Genomic DNA, 14,653 nt, shown 5'->3' on the forward strand with positions numbered 1-14,653 from the left:
TTGATGGCGTTTCGGGCTTCAATTCGATAAATTCCCGACGGTACCCATCATCCGAACCCATGCGAGGGAAGATTATGCCAGAGTCCAGTAGTGGTTTCTTCAATGTGCTCGGCGTCCTGGGTGTCCTTGTCCTCGTTGCCGCCAACGGCTTCTTTGTCGCCGCGGAATTTTCCATGGTCGCCGTCCGGCGCAGCCGCGTTGCCGAGCTGGTTGCGGCAGGCCGGATGAATGCCGGCGCGCTCCAGCGTGCCCTCGGCAATCTCGATGCGAATCTCGCCGCGACCCAGCTCGGGATCACCATTTCCTCGCTCGCTCTGGGATGGATCGGCGAACCGGCATTGGCGCATCTGATCGAGCCGCTGCTGAGCTTTGTTCCGGCGTCATTCACGGCGGCAACCTCGCATGTCATCGCGGTCGCCATCGCCTTCATCGTCATCACCGCCCTGCACATCGTCCTTGGCGAGCTCGCGCCCAAGAGCCTCGCTTTGCAGCGCAGTGAAAGCACCGCACTCTGGGTGGTCCGGCCGCTCGGCTTCTTCCTGTTCCTGCTCAAGCCCGCCATCCTGATCCTCAACGGTCTTGGCAATCTCATCCTGCGCCTGGTCGGGCTGCGGGCGGGAACCGGCGAGGAGTCCCTGCATTCACCCGACGAATTGAAGCTGCTGATCACCGCGAGCTACGAGGCGGGGCTTCTCCAGGAGGCGCAGCAGGAAGTGGCGGAAAGAGTATTCAGCATCGGCGACCGTCACATCAGCGACATCATGACGCCGAGGCCCGAGATAGACTGGGTGAACGCCAAGGACGACCTGGATGAAATTCTCAAGCGCATCCGCCAATGCCCGCACGAGCAGATGCTGGTCGGGCGGAGAACGATCGATGAGCCGATCGGCGTGATCTCCAAGCATGAGGTGCTCGATCGGATGCTCGACGGCAAGACTCTCGACCTTGCAGCCATCATGCACGACCCGCTCGTGATCCCGGAAGTCACGCCGATCTTCAGCGTGCTGAGCCATTTCAAGAAAGGCCCGGTCCGGCTCGCGATGATCGTCGACGAATATGGAAGCCTGCAGGGCATCGTAACCCAGACCGATCTTCTGGAAGCCATTGCCGGCGACCTGCCGGAAGCCGAAGGCGAGCAACCCCAGATCGTCGAGCGCGACGATGGCTCGTTCCTCGTCGATGGCCTTACCCCCATTCGCGAGGTCTTCATCCGGCTGGGCCTCGACATCCTGCCGGCGCAGAATGATTTCCACACGGTCGCGGGCTTCGCACTCTATCAGCTTGGGCGCATACCGGCGGCCGGCGAGAAATTCAAATACCGCGACTGGAAGTTCGAAGTGGTGGATATGGACAAGCGGCGCATCGACAAGCTGCTCATCTCGCGAAAGCAGAAAAGGAAGGCTGCGGAAGGCGCGGCCAGGCCGAAGGGAAACAGGAAATAGCGGGCGCGAGACGAGACCCTAGCCGCAGCGCGCCTGCAGATCCCACACGCCGCCATTGAATTTGGGCGAGCCGACGAGGCGGCCGCGCTGCTCGTCCGGACAGGCGAAATAGCCGAGCGAGGACGAGGCGATATTGACCGCGTCCTTCTGGCTGTCGGATTTCATCGGCGTGGTTGTCCCCGACACCTTCACGTCGAAGGCCTTCATGCCTTCATTATAGCTGTAGGCGAGCGCATAGTGCTTGCCATTGTAGAAGATGGGCTCGGAGCGCGACTGCGTCTGCATCTTCCTGGGTCCGCCGGAATTGATATCGACATTGCCGCCCTTGCTGCAGGCCGAGGCGAGGATCGCGACAAGGAGAAGCGCAAGCACGTTACGGGTCATGGAAAATCCGGCGATGGGGTGGGAAGGCCCGCGCATATAGGGCTGTTCGCCCGCCATGTACAGGAAGGAAGTTAAGCAATTGCACCGATGCAATCGGGCCCGCCTAAGGGCAGACTGTGACTTTTTTGCGGGGGCCGCTCGACCTCCTTGCCCGCCCATGGCATAGAGCCCGCCATGGCCCCCTTCGATGTCACTTCCCTCCTCGCCCGCCGTGCCGCCCAGTCCGATGAAGGCGCCATCGTGCGCATGTCGCAGCGCGCCCGCGAGCTGAAGGCGAAGGGCCAGGACATTGCGAGCCTGACCATCGGCGAGCCTGATTTCGACACGCCCGCTTATATCCAGGCCGCGGCAACCGAGGCCATGCGCAAGGGCCTCACCCATTATTCCCCGGTCGCCGGCATCCCCGAGCTGCGCCAGGCCCTCGCCCGGAAGCTCAAGGAGGAGAACGGCCTCGACTATGCCGCTTCCGAGATCGTGCTCGCCAATGGCGCCAAGCAGGCCATCGCCAATGCCGTCCTCGCTCTGATCGAGCCCGGCGATGAGGTGATGCTGCTCTCGCCCTATTGGGTCTCCTATGAGATCACGGTCAGGCTGGCGGGCGGCGTGCCGGTCATCCTGAAAGCCAGCGTCGAGGAGAATTTCAAGGTCCCGGCGCAGCGCATCAAGGCAGCGCTGACCGACAAGACCAAGCTCCTGATGCTCAACTCGCCCAACAACCCGACGGGTGCTGTATGGACGAAGCCCGAGCTCGAGGCGCTGGCGGAGGTGGTCAGGGATCATCCGCGCCTGATGGTGCTGTCGGACGAGATCTATGAATATATCCTGTTCGACGGCAAGATGATGTCCTTTGCCAGCCTGCCCGGCATGCGCGAGCGGGCGATCACGGTGAACGGCTTCTCCAAGAGCTTCGCCATGACGGGATGGCGGCTTGGCTATTCGGCAGGCCCTGCTCCGCTGGCCGTCGCCATGGCGCGCCTGCAGAGCGGCCTGACCGCCGGCGCCAATTCCTTCGTCCAGCAAGCGGCGCTGACCGCACTCGCTTCCCCGCGCGATTGCGTCGAGGAGATGCGCCGGCGCTATCAGGCGCGCCGCGACATGGTGGTGACGGCGCTGGGCGCCATTCCCGATTTGCGCCTGGCGCCCATCCCGGCGACCTTCTACGCCTTCCCCAATGTCGGCGCCTATCTTGGCCGCAAGGCCGGCAATCACGTGATGGACAGCGTCGAGACCCTGTGCGACTGGCTGCTCGAGGAACATGGCGTCGCCACCGTCCCGGGCTCGGCCTTCGGCGATCCCGACTGCATCAGGCTCTCCTTCGCCACCGGCGAGGCCGAACTCGCCAAGGCGCTGGAGCGCTTCGCCAAGGGATTGAAGCGGCTTACCTGATTATTCCGCCGCTTCCGCCGCAGGCGGTCGCGGCTCGCGCCGTTTCCTGCCCTTGGCCGCCACTTGCGGCTCCTCGTCCCGGTCATTGGCGGCTTGCGCCATCACCGGCGCATGGCCGTGGCCCGTGGCGCCCCCTGCCGCGAGCGCTTCCTTCGGACGCCGGTCGGCGGCGATATAGGTATAGACGACGGGCGTGATGAACAGCGTGAACATCGTGCCGATCGTCATGCCGGCGGCGATGACGAGGCCGATATCGAAGCGGCTCTTGGCGCCGGCGCCGCTGGCAACGAGGAGCGGCACAACGCCGATCACCATGGCCGCGGTCGTCATCAGGATCGGCCTGAGGCGCACCGCGGCGGCTTCCTTGATGGCAGCGAACTTGTCGTAATTCTGCTCTTCCTGAAGCTTGTTGGCGAACTCCACCATGAGAATGCCGTGCTTCGAGATGAGGCCGATCAGGGTCACGAGACCGATCTGGGTATAGATGTTCATCGTGCCGGAGCCCAGATTGACCGGCGACTGGCCCTGCGTCATGCCGTTCACCTCGCCCAGGATGAACAGGAAGAACAGCGCGCCGAACATCGAGGCCGGCAGGCCGATCAGGATGATGAACGGGTCGCGGAAGCTTTCGAACTGCGCCGCCAGCACCAGATAGATGACGACCAGCGCGAACAGGAAGGTGATGGCGAGCGTGTTGCCCTCGGTCACGAACTGCCGGCTTTCACCCTGGAAGTCGTAGGTCATGCCTTGCGGGAAATACTCGTTCGCCTTCTGCTGCAGGAAGGCCACCGCCTCGCCCACCGTGCGGCCGGGGAACGGCACGCCCTGGAAGGTGGCCGAGTTCAGCTGCTGGAAGGTGGCGAGGCTGTTGGGCTGCACCGTCCTGTCGAGCCGGATGAAGGACGACAAGGGCACCATGTCGCCCGAGGTGGTGCGCAGCTGGTAGTCGAGCAGCCGCTCGGCCGAGCCGCGGAACGCGCGCGGCACCTGGGCGATCACTTCATAGGAGCGGCCCTGTATGTTGACGCGGTTCACATTGTTGCCGCCGAGCAGCACCGCGAGCGTGGCGCCGACATCGCTCATGCGCACGCCAAGCTGGTTCGCCTTGTCCTTGTCGATGATGAGCTCGGCCTGCGGCGTCTCGAACCGGAGGTCGGTGTTGGTGAAGATGAACAGGCCGCTCTTCTTCGCCTCGGCGTCGATCTTGTCGAGCACCTCCGAGACCTTGGTGTAGTCGCCCGGATACTTGATGACGAACTCGACCGGCATTTCGCCGGCCCCGATCGGGATCGCCGGGGGCGCGGTGGCGAAGGTCTTGACGCCCGGGATGCTGCCGAGCTTGCCCTGCAATTCGCCGATGACCATCGCGTCGGAGCGCTGCCGCTCCTCCCATGGCTTCAGGATGAGGCCGACAAAGGCGGCATGCGTCGAGCCCATGCCGTTGATGGTGAAGACGTTCTGGCGCTCCGGCACATCCATGAAGATCTGCGTGGCGCGGTCGGTATAGGTCGACAGATAGTCGAGATTGGTGTGCTCGGGCGCATTGACGAAGGCGAACAGCACACCCTGGTCCTCCGCCGGCGCCAGCTCCTTGTTGATCGCGGCATAGAGGATGCCCGACATCGCGACGATGAGGATGACCATCAGCGCGAAGACCGGCCGCTGCTTCATGGCGCCTTCGAGGCGGCGCGAATAGAAGCCGCGCACCGCGCCGAACACGCGCTCGATGAGACGCTCGAACCAGCCTTCCTGCTCATGCTGCTTGAAGATCTTCGAGCACATCATCGGCGACAAAGTGAGCGCGACGATGCCCGACACGATGACGGCGCCCGCCAGCGTGAAGGCGAATTCGCGGAACAAGGCGCCGGTGAGACCGGAGGTGAAGCCGATCGGCGCATAGACCGCGGCCAGTGTCAGCGTCATGGTGATGACGGGGCCGGCGATCTCGCGCGCGCCCTGCAAGGCGCTCTGGAACGGCGTCATGCCGTCCTCGATATGGCGGTGGATGTTCTCCACCACCACGATGGCGTCGTCGACCACCAGGCCGATGGCGAGCACGAAGGCGAGCAGCGTCAGGAGGTTGATCGAATAGCCGAGCGCCAGCAGGAAGATCGCGACGCCGACCAGCGACAGGGGAATGGTGACGACCGGCACCAGCGTCGAGCGCACATTGCCGAGGAACAGGAAGATGACGACGATGACGATGATCGCCGCTTCCGCCAGCGTCTTGCTCACCTCCCAGATCGAGGAGCTGATGAAGGTGGTGGCGTCGAAGGCGATCTGCGCGTCGAGGCCCTGCGGCAGCTGGCGTTGGATATTCGGGAATTCCTTGCGCACATTCGAGATCACCGACAGCGGGTTGGCGTCGGGCGTCGCATTGATGCCGAGGAACACCGCCTTGAGGCCGTCGAAGGACGAGGATGAATCGAAGTTCTGCGGCCCGAGATCGACGGTCGCGATCTGGCCGAGGCGGATGATCGTGTCGCCCTTGACGGCGACGACCAGCTGCATGAACTGCTCGGGCGTATCGAGCGAGGTCTGCGCGTTGATGTTCTGCGAGGTGAAGTCGCCCTTCACGCTGCCGGCGGCGGTGGTGAAGTTGTTGGCGGCGAGCGCGTTGTTGACGTCGAGCGGCGTCAGGCCGAAGGCCGCCATCTTGTCGGGATCGAGCCAGACGCGCATGGCGAAGGTGGCGCCGCCGAGGATCTCGGCTTCCGCCACGCCGTTGATCGCCTGGATCTGCGGCCTGACCACGCGGTCGAGATAGTCGCTGATCTGGGCCGGCGCCATGTTCTTCGAATTGAAGCCGATATACATGAGCGCATAGGGCGTGCCCGTGGTGCGCTGCACCACCGGATCCTTCGACTCCTCCGGCAGGACGCTCTTCACCTCGTTGATCTTGGAGAGAACGTCGGCCAGCGCCCGGTCGCCGTCGGCGTCGAGCTTCAGCTTCAGCGTGATGGTCGAGACGTTCTGCGCCGAGGTCGACTTCAGCGTGTCGATGCCCTCGGTCGAGGCCACCGCCTGCTGGATCGGGGTGGTGATGAAACCCTTGATCTGGTCGGCATTGGCGCCCGGATAGGACGTCGTGATGGTGATGGTCGTATCGGAGACCTTCGGGAACTGCCGGACCGGCAGATTCCAGACCGAATTCGCCCCCACCAGAAGGATGAGCAGGCTCACCACCGTCGCCAGCACGGGGCGGCGCACGAAGATGTCGGTGAAACTCATGGGTTGCCCCCGCTGACGCTCTTCACTTCGTTGATCTTGGAGAGAACGTCGGCCAGCGCCCGGTCGCCGTCGGCGCCGAGCTTCAGCTTCATGGTGATGGTCGAGACGTTCTGCGCCGAGGTCGACTTCAGCGTGTCGATGCCCTCGGTCGAGGCCACCGCCTGCTGGATCGGCGTCGTGATGAAGCCCTTGATCTGGTCGGCATTGGCGCCCGGATAGGACGTCGTGATGGTGATGGTCGTATCGGAGACCTTCGGGAACTGCCGGACCGGCAGATTCCAGACCGAATTCGCCCCCACCAGAAGGATGAGCAGGCTCACCACCGTCGCCAGCACCGGGCGGCGCACGAAGATGTCGGTGAAACTCATGGGTTGCCCCCGCTATTGCGTGTTGCGGTCAACCGTCAGGTTGAGCGCGATCGAATTGTCGATTCGGACCTTCGAACCCTGGTCGATCTTGTTCTGCCCGGCGATCACAACCTGCTCGCCCGGCTTCACGCCATCGAGCACATTCACTCTGCCGTCACGCACCATGCCCAGCTTGATGAAGCGCCGCTCGATCTCGAGCTCGGGCTCCTTCGCATTGGGGTCCGGATTCTTGGCCTTCACGACCGCGAAGACGCTGTCGCCGTAAAGCGAATAGGTCACCGCGGTCTGCGGGATGGTCACCACCTGCTGCGGCTCGCCCACCACCACCCTGACATCGGCATACATGCCGGGCACCAGGCGGCCGTCGGGATTTTCGATCTTGGCCCTGACGGTGATCATCCGGCTCGACGAGGACACGCGCGCGTCGGTCGTGGTGACCTCGCCGTTGAAGCTGTCATTGGGATAGGCGCTGAATTTCGCAATTACCTTCTGGCCGGGCTTGATGCGGCCGAAATCGCTCTCGGTCACGGTGAAGTCGGCATAGATGGGATCGACCGTCTGCAGCCAGACCACCGTCTGGCCGGGGGCGATATATTTGCCGACCGAGACATCGCGCAGGCCAAGCCTGCCGTCCCACGGCGCATAGATCGATTTCTGGGCGATCAGCGCCTCGGTGCGCTGGACATTGGCCTGGAGCTGGTCGCGCGTTGTGCGCGCGGTGTCGAGATCGGCCTTCGCCACATAGCCCTTGTCGAACACCTTCTGGCGGCGGTCGAGCTCGATCTGGGCATTGGCGAGCTGCACCTTGTAGTTCTGGAGATCCGCCTCTTCCGTGTCGGTATCGAGCTGGAGGAGCTTCTGGCCCTTCTTCACGAGGTCGCCCGAATCGAAATTGAGTTCCTTGACGACGCCGCCGACCTGGGGCGCCATCTCGATGCCGTTCACCGCGTTGAGCGTGCCGATCGCCGCGACCAGCGGTTCCCACCGGTCCTGGCGGGCTTCCTCGGCCGAGACGGTCTCGACCGGCTTGGGCGCCGCCGCGATGAAGCCGGCAATCATCTTCGGCTTGAAATCGAAGGCATAGAACGCGATCAGTCCGCCGAGTCCCCCCAGCACAATAATCACGAGCAAGAAGTATATGATGCGGCGCAACATGGGGCGTCTAGATAGGCTTTTTGGGGTTGAATGTAAATGATATAAACTTGCTAGATCGCAACACTACTGACAGACGACAAGATGTTTCGGGAAAGTATTTCGTTACGAAATATTTCATCACTTTGAAGTGTCCTTTCGGTCGGTTTGGCGGTTTTTTGAGCAACGGCTTGTCTTTCCAAAATGATGCGTCTAATGAACGCATAACCGGCCGTTGCAGAAGCTGGATAACGACAAAAAAAGTCATGGGTGAGGAGGGACAGGGGGGCTCATGGAATATTTCCTCGAGCAGCTCATCAACGGTATTACGCTTGGGTCGATCTATGGCCTGATCGCCATCGGCTATACGATGGTCTACGGCATCATCGGCATGATCAATTTCGCCCATGGCGACATCTTCATGGTTGGCGCCTTCATCTCGCTGATCGCGATCCTCGCCATCGGCCTCACCGCCTCGGCAAGCTTCGCCCTCCTCCTCCTGGCGCTCATCCTGGTGCTGGCCATCGCCATGATCCTGGCCGCCGCCTACAACTGGACGGTGGAGCGCGTCGCCTACCGGCCGCTGCGCGGCTCCTTCCGCCTCGCCCCGCTCATTTCCGCCATCGGCATGTCGATCGTGCTGCAGGAATTCGTCCGCATCGCGCAGGGTGGCCGTCCCAAGCCGATGCAGCCTTTGATCAGCGGCGGCATCGAGCTGATGCACACGACCACCGAGAGGGGCGACTTCGTCGTCCGTCTCTCCACCATGCAGATCGTCATCATCGTCTCGACGCTGGCCTTGATGGCTCTGTTCACCGCCCTCATCACCCGCACCTCGCTGGGGCGCGCGCAGCGCTCCTGCGAGCAGGACATGAAGATGGCCTCCCTCCTCGGCATCGACGTCAACAGGACGATCTCGATAACCTTCATCATGGGCGCCACCCTTGCCGCGGTCGCCGGCCTCATGTTCTTCCTGCGCTACGGCGTCATCGACTTCTATATCGGCTTCCTCGCCGGCGTTAAGGCCTTCACGGCGGCGGTCCTCGGCGGCATCGGCTCGATCCCGGGCGCCATGCTCGGCGGCATGGTGATCGGCCTCATCGAAGTGTTCTGGTCGGCCTATTTCTCGGTCGAATACAAGGACGTCGCGGCTTTCGCGATGCTGGCCGTGGTGCTGATCTTCCTCCCGCAGGGACTCCTCGGCAAACCGGAAGTGGAGAAAGTCTGACCATGGCGCCTTGCCAGCCCGACAAATGCGAAAGGAACAAGGCGCAGTGACCGCCGCCACGCAACAGTCCCAGGCCGGCACCGACTACCGCCGCATTTTCATCGACACGGCCCTCACCGCACTGATCGCTTTGGCGATCATCGGTCCCATCGTCGGCATGAACGCCACCGCGCCGCAAGGCGGGCTCGTCCTCGAATATCGCTGGACCATGGTCTTCTGGCTTGTCGCCATCATCGCCGCCGGGCGGCTGTTCCTGCAACTCCTGGTGTGGAACCGTCCGGCCTGGGTCGAGCCGATCCACATCAAGCGCACCGGCGCGGCAGCGATTGCCATTGGCGCCGTGGCGCTGCTGGTCGGTCTCTCCAATATGGATTCGCCCGTGGGCTTCCTGGCCCAAATCCATCCGAGCCTCGCCGCCTGGATGATCGCCTTCGGGGTCTTCGCGCTCGTCCTCGGCATCTGGCTTATGACGTCCGCCACCAAGGAGATCGCCGAAGCCAGAGGCGCACAGACAGGCGGTCTCATGCGGGCCGTCGAGCCCTATGGAAAATATGTCGGCGTCGCCCTCTTCCTGATCGCCGTCGTCCTGCCTTTCATTCCGGGCGTCGACCGGCGCATCGTCGACCTCGCCATCCTGATGCTGACCTATGTCATGCTGGGCTGGGGCCTCAATATCGTCGTCGGCCTCGCCGGCCTCCTCGACCTGGGCTACGTCGCCTTCTATGCCGTCGGCGCCTATTCCTACGCCCTCCTCTCCACGGTCTATTTCCCCTTGTGGTTCGGCGAGGGCATCACGCCCTGGACCTTCTGGCTGGTGCTGCCGCTCGCCGGGCTCCTGGCCGCCTGCTGGGGCATCATCCTGGGCTTCCCGGTGCTGCGTCTGCGCGGCGACTACCTGGCCATCGTGACACTCGCTTTCGGCGAGATCATCCGCGTCATTCTCATCAACTGGTACGACTTCACCGGCGGCCCGAACGGCGTGTCCGATATTCCGCGCCCGAGCTTCTTCGGCATTCCCTTCAGCAATGACGAGAACGGCTTTGCCGCCACTTTCGGCCTCACCTACTCGCCGCTGCAGCGCATCATCTTCCTCTACTATGTCATCCTGGTCCTGGCGCTGATCACCAACTTCGTCACCACGCGCCTGCGCAAGCTGCCGGTCGGGCGCGCCTGGGAAGCGTTGCGCGAGGACGAAATCGCCTGCCGCTCGCTCGGCATCAACACCACCAACACCAAGCTCACCGCCTTCGCCATCGGCGCCATGTTTGGCGGCTTCGCCGGGTCCTTCTTCGCGACCCGACAGGGCTTCGTCTCGCCCGAGAGCTTCGTCTTCATGGAATCGGCCATCATCCTCGCCATCGTCGTGCTCGGCGGCCTCGGCTCCCAGATCGGCGTCGTCATCGCCTCGATCGTCGTCATCGGCGCCTTCGAGGTCTTCCGCGAGATGGCCTTCCTCAAGGCGATCATGCCCGCAGGCTTCGATCCGGTTCAGTTCCGCATGCTGGCGGTCGGCATCGCCATGGTGCTGATCATGCGCTGGCGCCCGCGCGGCCTCATCACCAAGCGCGATCCCTCGATCTACCTGAAAGAAAAGAAGGCCGTCTCGGCCGATCTCGTCGCGCAGGGGCATGGTTGACATGGCGAGCTGGCAGACCAACCCCGTGCTGCGCGTGGACCACATCACCATGCGCTTCGGCGGCCTCATCGCCATCGACGATCTTTCCTTCACCGTCGGGCGCAACGACATCACCGCCCTCATCGGCCCCAACGGTGCCGGCAAGACCACGGTCTTCAACTGCCTCACCGGCTTCTACAAGCCGACCGAAGGCATGATCGTGATGCGCCATGAGGACGGCAAGGAGTTCATCCTCGAGCGCATGGACGATTTCCGCATCTCGCAATTCGCCAAGGTGGCGCGCACCTTCCAGAACATCCGGCTGTTCGCCGGCATGACGGTGCTCGAAAACCTCGTCGTTGCCCAGCACAATACCTTGATGAAGGCATCTGGCTATACGGTCGCCGGCATTCTCGGTGCCGCCGGCTATCGCCGCGCCGAAAGGGAAGCGATCGAGAAGTCCAAATACTGGCTCGACAAGATCAACCTGACCGACCGCGCCGACGATCCGGCCGGCGATCTGCCTTACGGCGCCCAGCGCCGCCTCGAGATCGCCCGCGCCATGTGCACCGAGCCCAAGCTCCTCTGTCTCGACGAGCCCGCCGCCGGCCTCAATCCGCGCGAATCGGACGACCTCAACAAGCTGCTTCTGTCCATCCGTAAGGACCAGGGCATCGGCATCCTGCTGATCGAGCATGACATGAAGGTGGTTATGGAGATTTCCGATCATGTCGTGGTGCTCGACTACGGGCAGAAGATCGCCGACGGCACTCCGGCCCAGGTCAAGACCGATCCGGCGGTGATCCGCGCCTATCTGGGCGTCGATGAGGAGGAAGCCCCGCCGATCGCCGAGAAGCTCGTGACCGAGGCGATCGTCAGGGCCGAGCATGAATCGCAGCCTCCTGGCAAGCAGGGGGAACGCTGATGGCCAAGCCCCTCCTCACCGTCCGCGGCGTCGAGACTTTCTACGGCAAGATCCAGGCGCTCAGGGGCATCGACCTCGATGTCAATGAAGGCGAGATCGTCACCTTGATCGGCTCGAACGGCGCCGGCAAATCCACCTTGATGATGACGATCTGCGGCACGCCGCGCTGCCGCGCGGGCTCGATCAATTTCGGCGGCGCCGACATCACCCAGAGCCCGACGCATGAGATCGTCCGCCTCGGCATCGCCCAGTCGCCGGAGGGCCGGCGCATCTTCCCGCGCATGACGGTGCTCGAGAACCTGCAGATGGGCGCTGCGGTCAGCGATCCGAAGCATTTCGACGAGGATCTCGGCCGCGCCTTCAAGATCTTCCCTATACTCGAAAAGCGCCAGGGCCAGCGCGGCGGCACCTTGTCGGGCGGCGAGCAGCAGATGCTGGCGATCGCGCGCGCCTTGATGGCGCGGCCGCGCCTCCTGCTGCTCGATGAGCCCTCGCTCGGCCTCGCCCCCCTGATCGTGAAGCAGATCTTCGAGGTCATTCGCGATCTCAATGCCAACCAGGGCCTGACCGTTTTCCTGGTCGAGCAGAACGCCTTCCACGCCCTGAAGCTCGCTCATCGTGCCTATGTGATGGTGAACGGCCGCATCACCATGACGGGAACCGGCAGCCAGCTGCTCGCCAGCCCCGAGATCCGCGCCGCCTATCTCGAAGGCGGAGCCCACTAAGGAACCCTGAAATGTCTCTCTTCGTCGAGGACAACCCCTGGATCTTCCTCATCATGACGGTGGTGATCGGCGGCGGCGCCGCCTTCCTCGCCGGGCGGGCTTTGGCCTCCAAATGGCGGCCCTGGCTCATGACGGCCCTTTATATGGTGCCGCTCGGCCTCGCTTTACGCTTCTTTCACTATGCGCTGTTCAATGGCGATCTTTTGAGCCTGCATTACTTCATAACTGACACACTGGTGCTGATAGCCGGGGCCGGCCTCGGCTATCGCCTCACCCGTGTCAAACAGATGGTCAGCCAGTATCCCTGGCTGTACGAGCGTTCAGGGCCCTTTTCCTGGCGTGCAAAAGGAGCTCCATGAGTTTGGACAAAGGGAGAATGCCCAAAAGCATGGCCCTTTCCAATCGCACCCATTTGAGCAAAGATAGGCTCAAGGGGTGCGCAACCCCCGAAAGACCGATCAAGGTCATTACCCCAAGGGAGAACCAGATGAAGAAGTTAGTTTTGTCGGGCATGGCGGTAGGCTTCGCGACGGCGCTCGCCGCCTCGACGGCCTGGGCCGATATCACGATCGCCGTCGTGGGCCCGATCACCGGGCAGTATGCAGCCTTCGGTGAGCAGATGAAGAAAGGCGCCGAAATGGCGGTGGCCGACGTCAATGCGGCCGGCGGCATCGGTGGCGAGAAAGTGGTGCTGGAAGTGGGCGACGACGCCTGCGACCCGAAGCAGGCTGTTGCGGTTGCCAACCAGATGGCTTCGAAGGGCGTGAAGTTCATCGCCGGCCATTTCTGCTCCGGCTCCTCGATCCCCGCCTCCAAGGTCTATGAAGAGGAAGGCATCCTGCAGGTCTCGCCGGCCTCGACGAACCCGAAGTTCACCGACGAGGGCGGCTGGAACGTGGCGCGTGTCTGCGGCCGTGACGACGCCCAGGGCATCGTCGCCGGCAACTTCCTTGCCATGAACTACAAGGACAAGAAGATCGCCATCATCGACGACAAGACTGCCTATGGCAAAGGCCTCGCGGATGAAACCCGCAAGGCGCTGAACGCCGCCGGCGGCAAGGAGGCGATGAACGAATCCTATACCGCCGGTGAGAAGGACTACACCGCTCTCGTTTCCAAGATGAAGGAAGCGGGCATCGATGTCGTCTATGTCGGCGGCTATCACACGGAAGGCGGCCTCATCCTCCGCCAGCTGCGTGAACAGGGCTCGCAGGCGCTCATGATCTCGGGCGACGCATTCGTGACCGACGAATTCTGGACCATTACCGGTCCGTCTGGCGAAGGCACGATCATGACCTTCGCGCCCGATCCGCAGAAGTTCGACTCGGCCAAGGCAGTCGTGCAGAAGTTCAAGGACTCGGGCTACAATCCGGAAGGCTACACGCTCTACACCTACGCGGCTGTCCAGGCCTATCAGCAGGCTGTGGCGGCGGCCGGCGGCGCGGGCGACAACAAGAAGCTCGCCGAGTGGCTGCGCGCCGGCAACACGCTGAAGACCGTGCTTGGCGATCTCTCGCTCAACGAGAAGGGCGACATCAAGGACGCCAAGTATGTCTGGTACAAGTGGCATGACGGCAAATATGCCGAGGATGCCGAGCTGAACAAGTAATCGGCGCTTACGCCAAAGAAGAACCCGCATGGCATGCCATGCGGGTTTTTTGTTGTCCGGGCTGACGCGCGGGCGTCAGTGGATGCGGAACTGCAATCCGATGCCAGGGCCATAGAAGCCCGGCCCGTAATAGCCGCCATAATAGGGATAGTCATAGCCGCCATAATAGGGCTCGTCCCAATAGCGGTAGACGCGCGCATGACGGCGGCGATAGCAGCCATCCCACGGATCGCAATAGCGCGCCCAGCGGCGGCTGTGGCGCCATCTGCGGCTCTCGCGCCATTTGTTGTGCTTGCGCCATTTGTGGTGCTTGCGCCAGTGCTTCTTGTTCTTGTAGTGGACATCGATGACATTCGCATCGCCGCTGGTTTGAATTTTAAGCGGCCCGACCGGCATCGCCTGACCGGTCGCCGGCATGGCAAGGGCGAAGCCCGCGGAAATCGCGGCGGCTGCGGCGAGGTTTTTGATGTTGATCATGAAGGTCCCTCCTTCTCTCTCGATAAGACCTCAAAGACTTCTGAGATTTCTCTAGATAGGAATTGGATGTGGCCGATAAAAGGCGCGCGCGCCGCTTGAGCCGCTCAGCAACATTCTGTAACAAATCGTCAG

At 62.8% G+C, this 14,653-nt stretch carries 12 protein-coding genes and 1 pseudogene; 8 read left to right on the forward strand and 5 right to left on the reverse strand.

Annotated elements, in window-relative coordinates; all coding sequences use genetic code 11:
• The first annotated feature begins 74 nt into the window (after positions 1-74).
• Complete coding sequence (locus DT068_RS17500) at positions 75-1,442, forward strand: hemolysin family protein (protein ID WP_119391160.1); 1,368 nt, start codon at positions 75-77, stop codon at positions 1,440-1,442.
• A gap of 18 nt (positions 1,443-1,460) precedes the next feature.
• On the opposite strand, the gene DT068_RS17505 is transcribed toward DT068_RS17500, so the two are convergent.
• Positions 1,461-1,826 carry a hypothetical protein gene (locus DT068_RS17505; RefSeq protein ID WP_162914270.1) on the reverse strand — a complete coding sequence of 122 codons (366 nt, stop codon included), beginning with the start codon at positions 1,824-1,826 and terminating at the stop codon, positions 1,461-1,463.
• 174 nt (positions 1,827-2,000) lie between these two features.
• On the opposite strand from DT068_RS17505, the gene DT068_RS17510 reads away from it, so the two are divergent.
• Positions 2,001-3,212, forward strand: a complete 1,212-nt coding sequence (locus DT068_RS17510; RefSeq protein WP_119391162.1) for a pyridoxal phosphate-dependent aminotransferase — start codon at positions 2,001-2,003, stop codon at positions 3,210-3,212.
• Here the strand turns inward: DT068_RS17510 and DT068_RS17515 are convergent, their stop codons facing one another.
• The 3 genes from DT068_RS17515 to DT068_RS17525 are packed head-to-tail and all read right to left on the reverse strand — an operon-like array spanning position 3,213 to position 7,936.
• Positions 3,213-6,443 (reverse strand): efflux RND transporter permease subunit, encoded by a 3,231-nt coding sequence (locus DT068_RS17515; RefSeq protein WP_119391163.1) that lies wholly within the window; start codon positions 6,441-6,443, stop codon positions 3,213-3,215.
• Positions 6,440-6,811, reverse strand: a complete 372-nt coding sequence (locus DT068_RS17520) for an efflux RND transporter permease subunit (RefSeq protein WP_119391164.1) — start codon at positions 6,809-6,811, stop codon at positions 6,440-6,442. Before DT068_RS17520 ends, DT068_RS17515 begins: the two co-directional genes overlap by 4 nt.
• 12 nt (positions 6,812-6,823) lie before the next feature.
• Positions 6,824-7,936: an efflux RND transporter periplasmic adaptor subunit gene (locus DT068_RS17525; protein WP_368904811.1), complete on the reverse strand. Its 1,113-nt coding sequence runs from the start codon at positions 7,934-7,936 to the stop codon at positions 6,824-6,826.
• A gap of 298 nt (positions 7,937-8,234) precedes the next feature.
• Here DT068_RS17525 and DT068_RS17530 point away from each other — a divergent pair, with 298 nt between their 5' ends.
• The 6 genes and pseudogenes from DT068_RS17530 (at position 8,235) to DT068_RS17555 (ending at position 14,044) form a co-directional block, all read left to right on the forward strand.
• Positions 8,235-9,170 carry an ABC transporter permease subunit gene (locus DT068_RS17530; protein WP_119391166.1) on the forward strand — a complete coding sequence of 312 codons (936 nt, stop codon included), beginning with the start codon at positions 8,235-8,237 and terminating at the stop codon, positions 9,168-9,170.
• A 46-nt stretch (positions 9,171-9,216) separates the two neighbouring features.
• The gene (livM, locus tag DT068_RS17535; RefSeq protein WP_368904792.1) at positions 9,217-10,806 is read left to right on the forward strand and encodes a high-affinity branched-chain amino acid ABC transporter permease LivM; all 1,590 of its coding nucleotides are present in this window, start codon (positions 9,217-9,219) and stop codon (positions 10,804-10,806) included.
• A 1-nt stretch (position 10,807) separates the two neighbouring features.
• A pseudogene (locus DT068_RS17540) lies at positions 10,808-11,695 on the forward strand (ABC transporter ATP-binding protein); the annotation flags it as partial.
• Positions 11,696-11,709: 14 nt separating this feature from the next.
• Positions 11,710-12,435, forward strand: coding sequence for an ABC transporter ATP-binding protein (locus DT068_RS17545; RefSeq protein WP_119391169.1), 726 nt, complete (start codon positions 11,710-11,712; stop codon positions 12,433-12,435).
• Between the two features lie 11 nt (positions 12,436-12,446).
• Positions 12,447-12,794: a DUF6867 family protein gene (locus DT068_RS17550; RefSeq protein WP_119391170.1), complete on the forward strand. Its 348-nt coding sequence runs from the start codon at positions 12,447-12,449 to the stop codon at positions 12,792-12,794.
• Positions 12,795-12,922: 128 nt separating this feature from the next.
• Positions 12,923-14,044 (forward strand): branched-chain amino acid ABC transporter substrate-binding protein, encoded by a 1,122-nt coding sequence (locus DT068_RS17555; RefSeq protein WP_119391171.1) that lies wholly within the window; start codon positions 12,923-12,925, stop codon positions 14,042-14,044.
• A 75-nt stretch (positions 14,045-14,119) separates the two neighbouring features.
• Here the strand turns inward: DT068_RS17555 and DT068_RS17560 are convergent, their stop codons facing one another.
• On the reverse strand, positions 14,120-14,521 hold the full coding sequence (locus tag DT068_RS17560; protein ID WP_119391172.1) for a hypothetical protein: 402 nt from the start codon (positions 14,519-14,521) through the stop codon (positions 14,120-14,122).
• Positions 14,522-14,653 lie beyond the last annotated feature (132 nt).

Source organism: Taklimakanibacter lacteus, assembly GCA_003576695.1.
Taxonomy (GTDB): domain Bacteria; phylum Pseudomonadota; class Alphaproteobacteria; order Rhizobiales; family Aestuariivirgaceae; genus Taklimakanibacter; species Taklimakanibacter lacteus.

Excerpts from the sequence above, each read along its gene's own strand:
- DT068_RS17500 (WP_119391160.1), top strand. The coding sequence starts at position 75 with ATGCCAGAGTCCAGTAGTGGTTTCTTCAATGTGCTCGGCGTCCTGGGT.
- DT068_RS17505 (WP_162914270.1), bottom strand. The coding sequence starts at position 1,826 with ATGACCCGTAACGTGCTTGCGCTTCTCCTTGTCGCGATCCTCGCCTCG.
- DT068_RS17510 (WP_119391162.1), top strand. The coding sequence starts at position 2,001 with ATGGCCCCCTTCGATGTCACTTCCCTCCTCGCCCGCCGTGCCGCCCAG.
- DT068_RS17515 (WP_119391163.1), bottom strand. The coding sequence starts at position 6,443 with ATGAGTTTCACCGACATCTTCGTGCGCCGCCCCGTGCTGGCGACGGTG.
- DT068_RS17520 (WP_119391164.1), bottom strand. The coding sequence starts at position 6,811 with ATGAGTTTCACCGACATCTTCGTGCGCCGCCCGGTGCTGGCGACGGTG.
- DT068_RS17530 (WP_119391166.1), top strand. The coding sequence starts at position 8,235 with ATGGAATATTTCCTCGAGCAGCTCATCAACGGTATTACGCTTGGGTCG.
- DT068_RS17545 (WP_119391169.1), top strand. The coding sequence starts at position 11,710 with ATGGCCAAGCCCCTCCTCACCGTCCGCGGCGTCGAGACTTTCTACGGC.
- DT068_RS17550 (WP_119391170.1), top strand. The coding sequence starts at position 12,447 with ATGTCTCTCTTCGTCGAGGACAACCCCTGGATCTTCCTCATCATGACG.
- DT068_RS17555 (WP_119391171.1), top strand. The coding sequence starts at position 12,923 with ATGAAGAAGTTAGTTTTGTCGGGCATGGCGGTAGGCTTCGCGACGGCG.
- DT068_RS17560 (WP_119391172.1), bottom strand. The coding sequence starts at position 14,521 with ATGATCAACATCAAAAACCTCGCCGCAGCCGCCGCGATTTCCGCGGGC.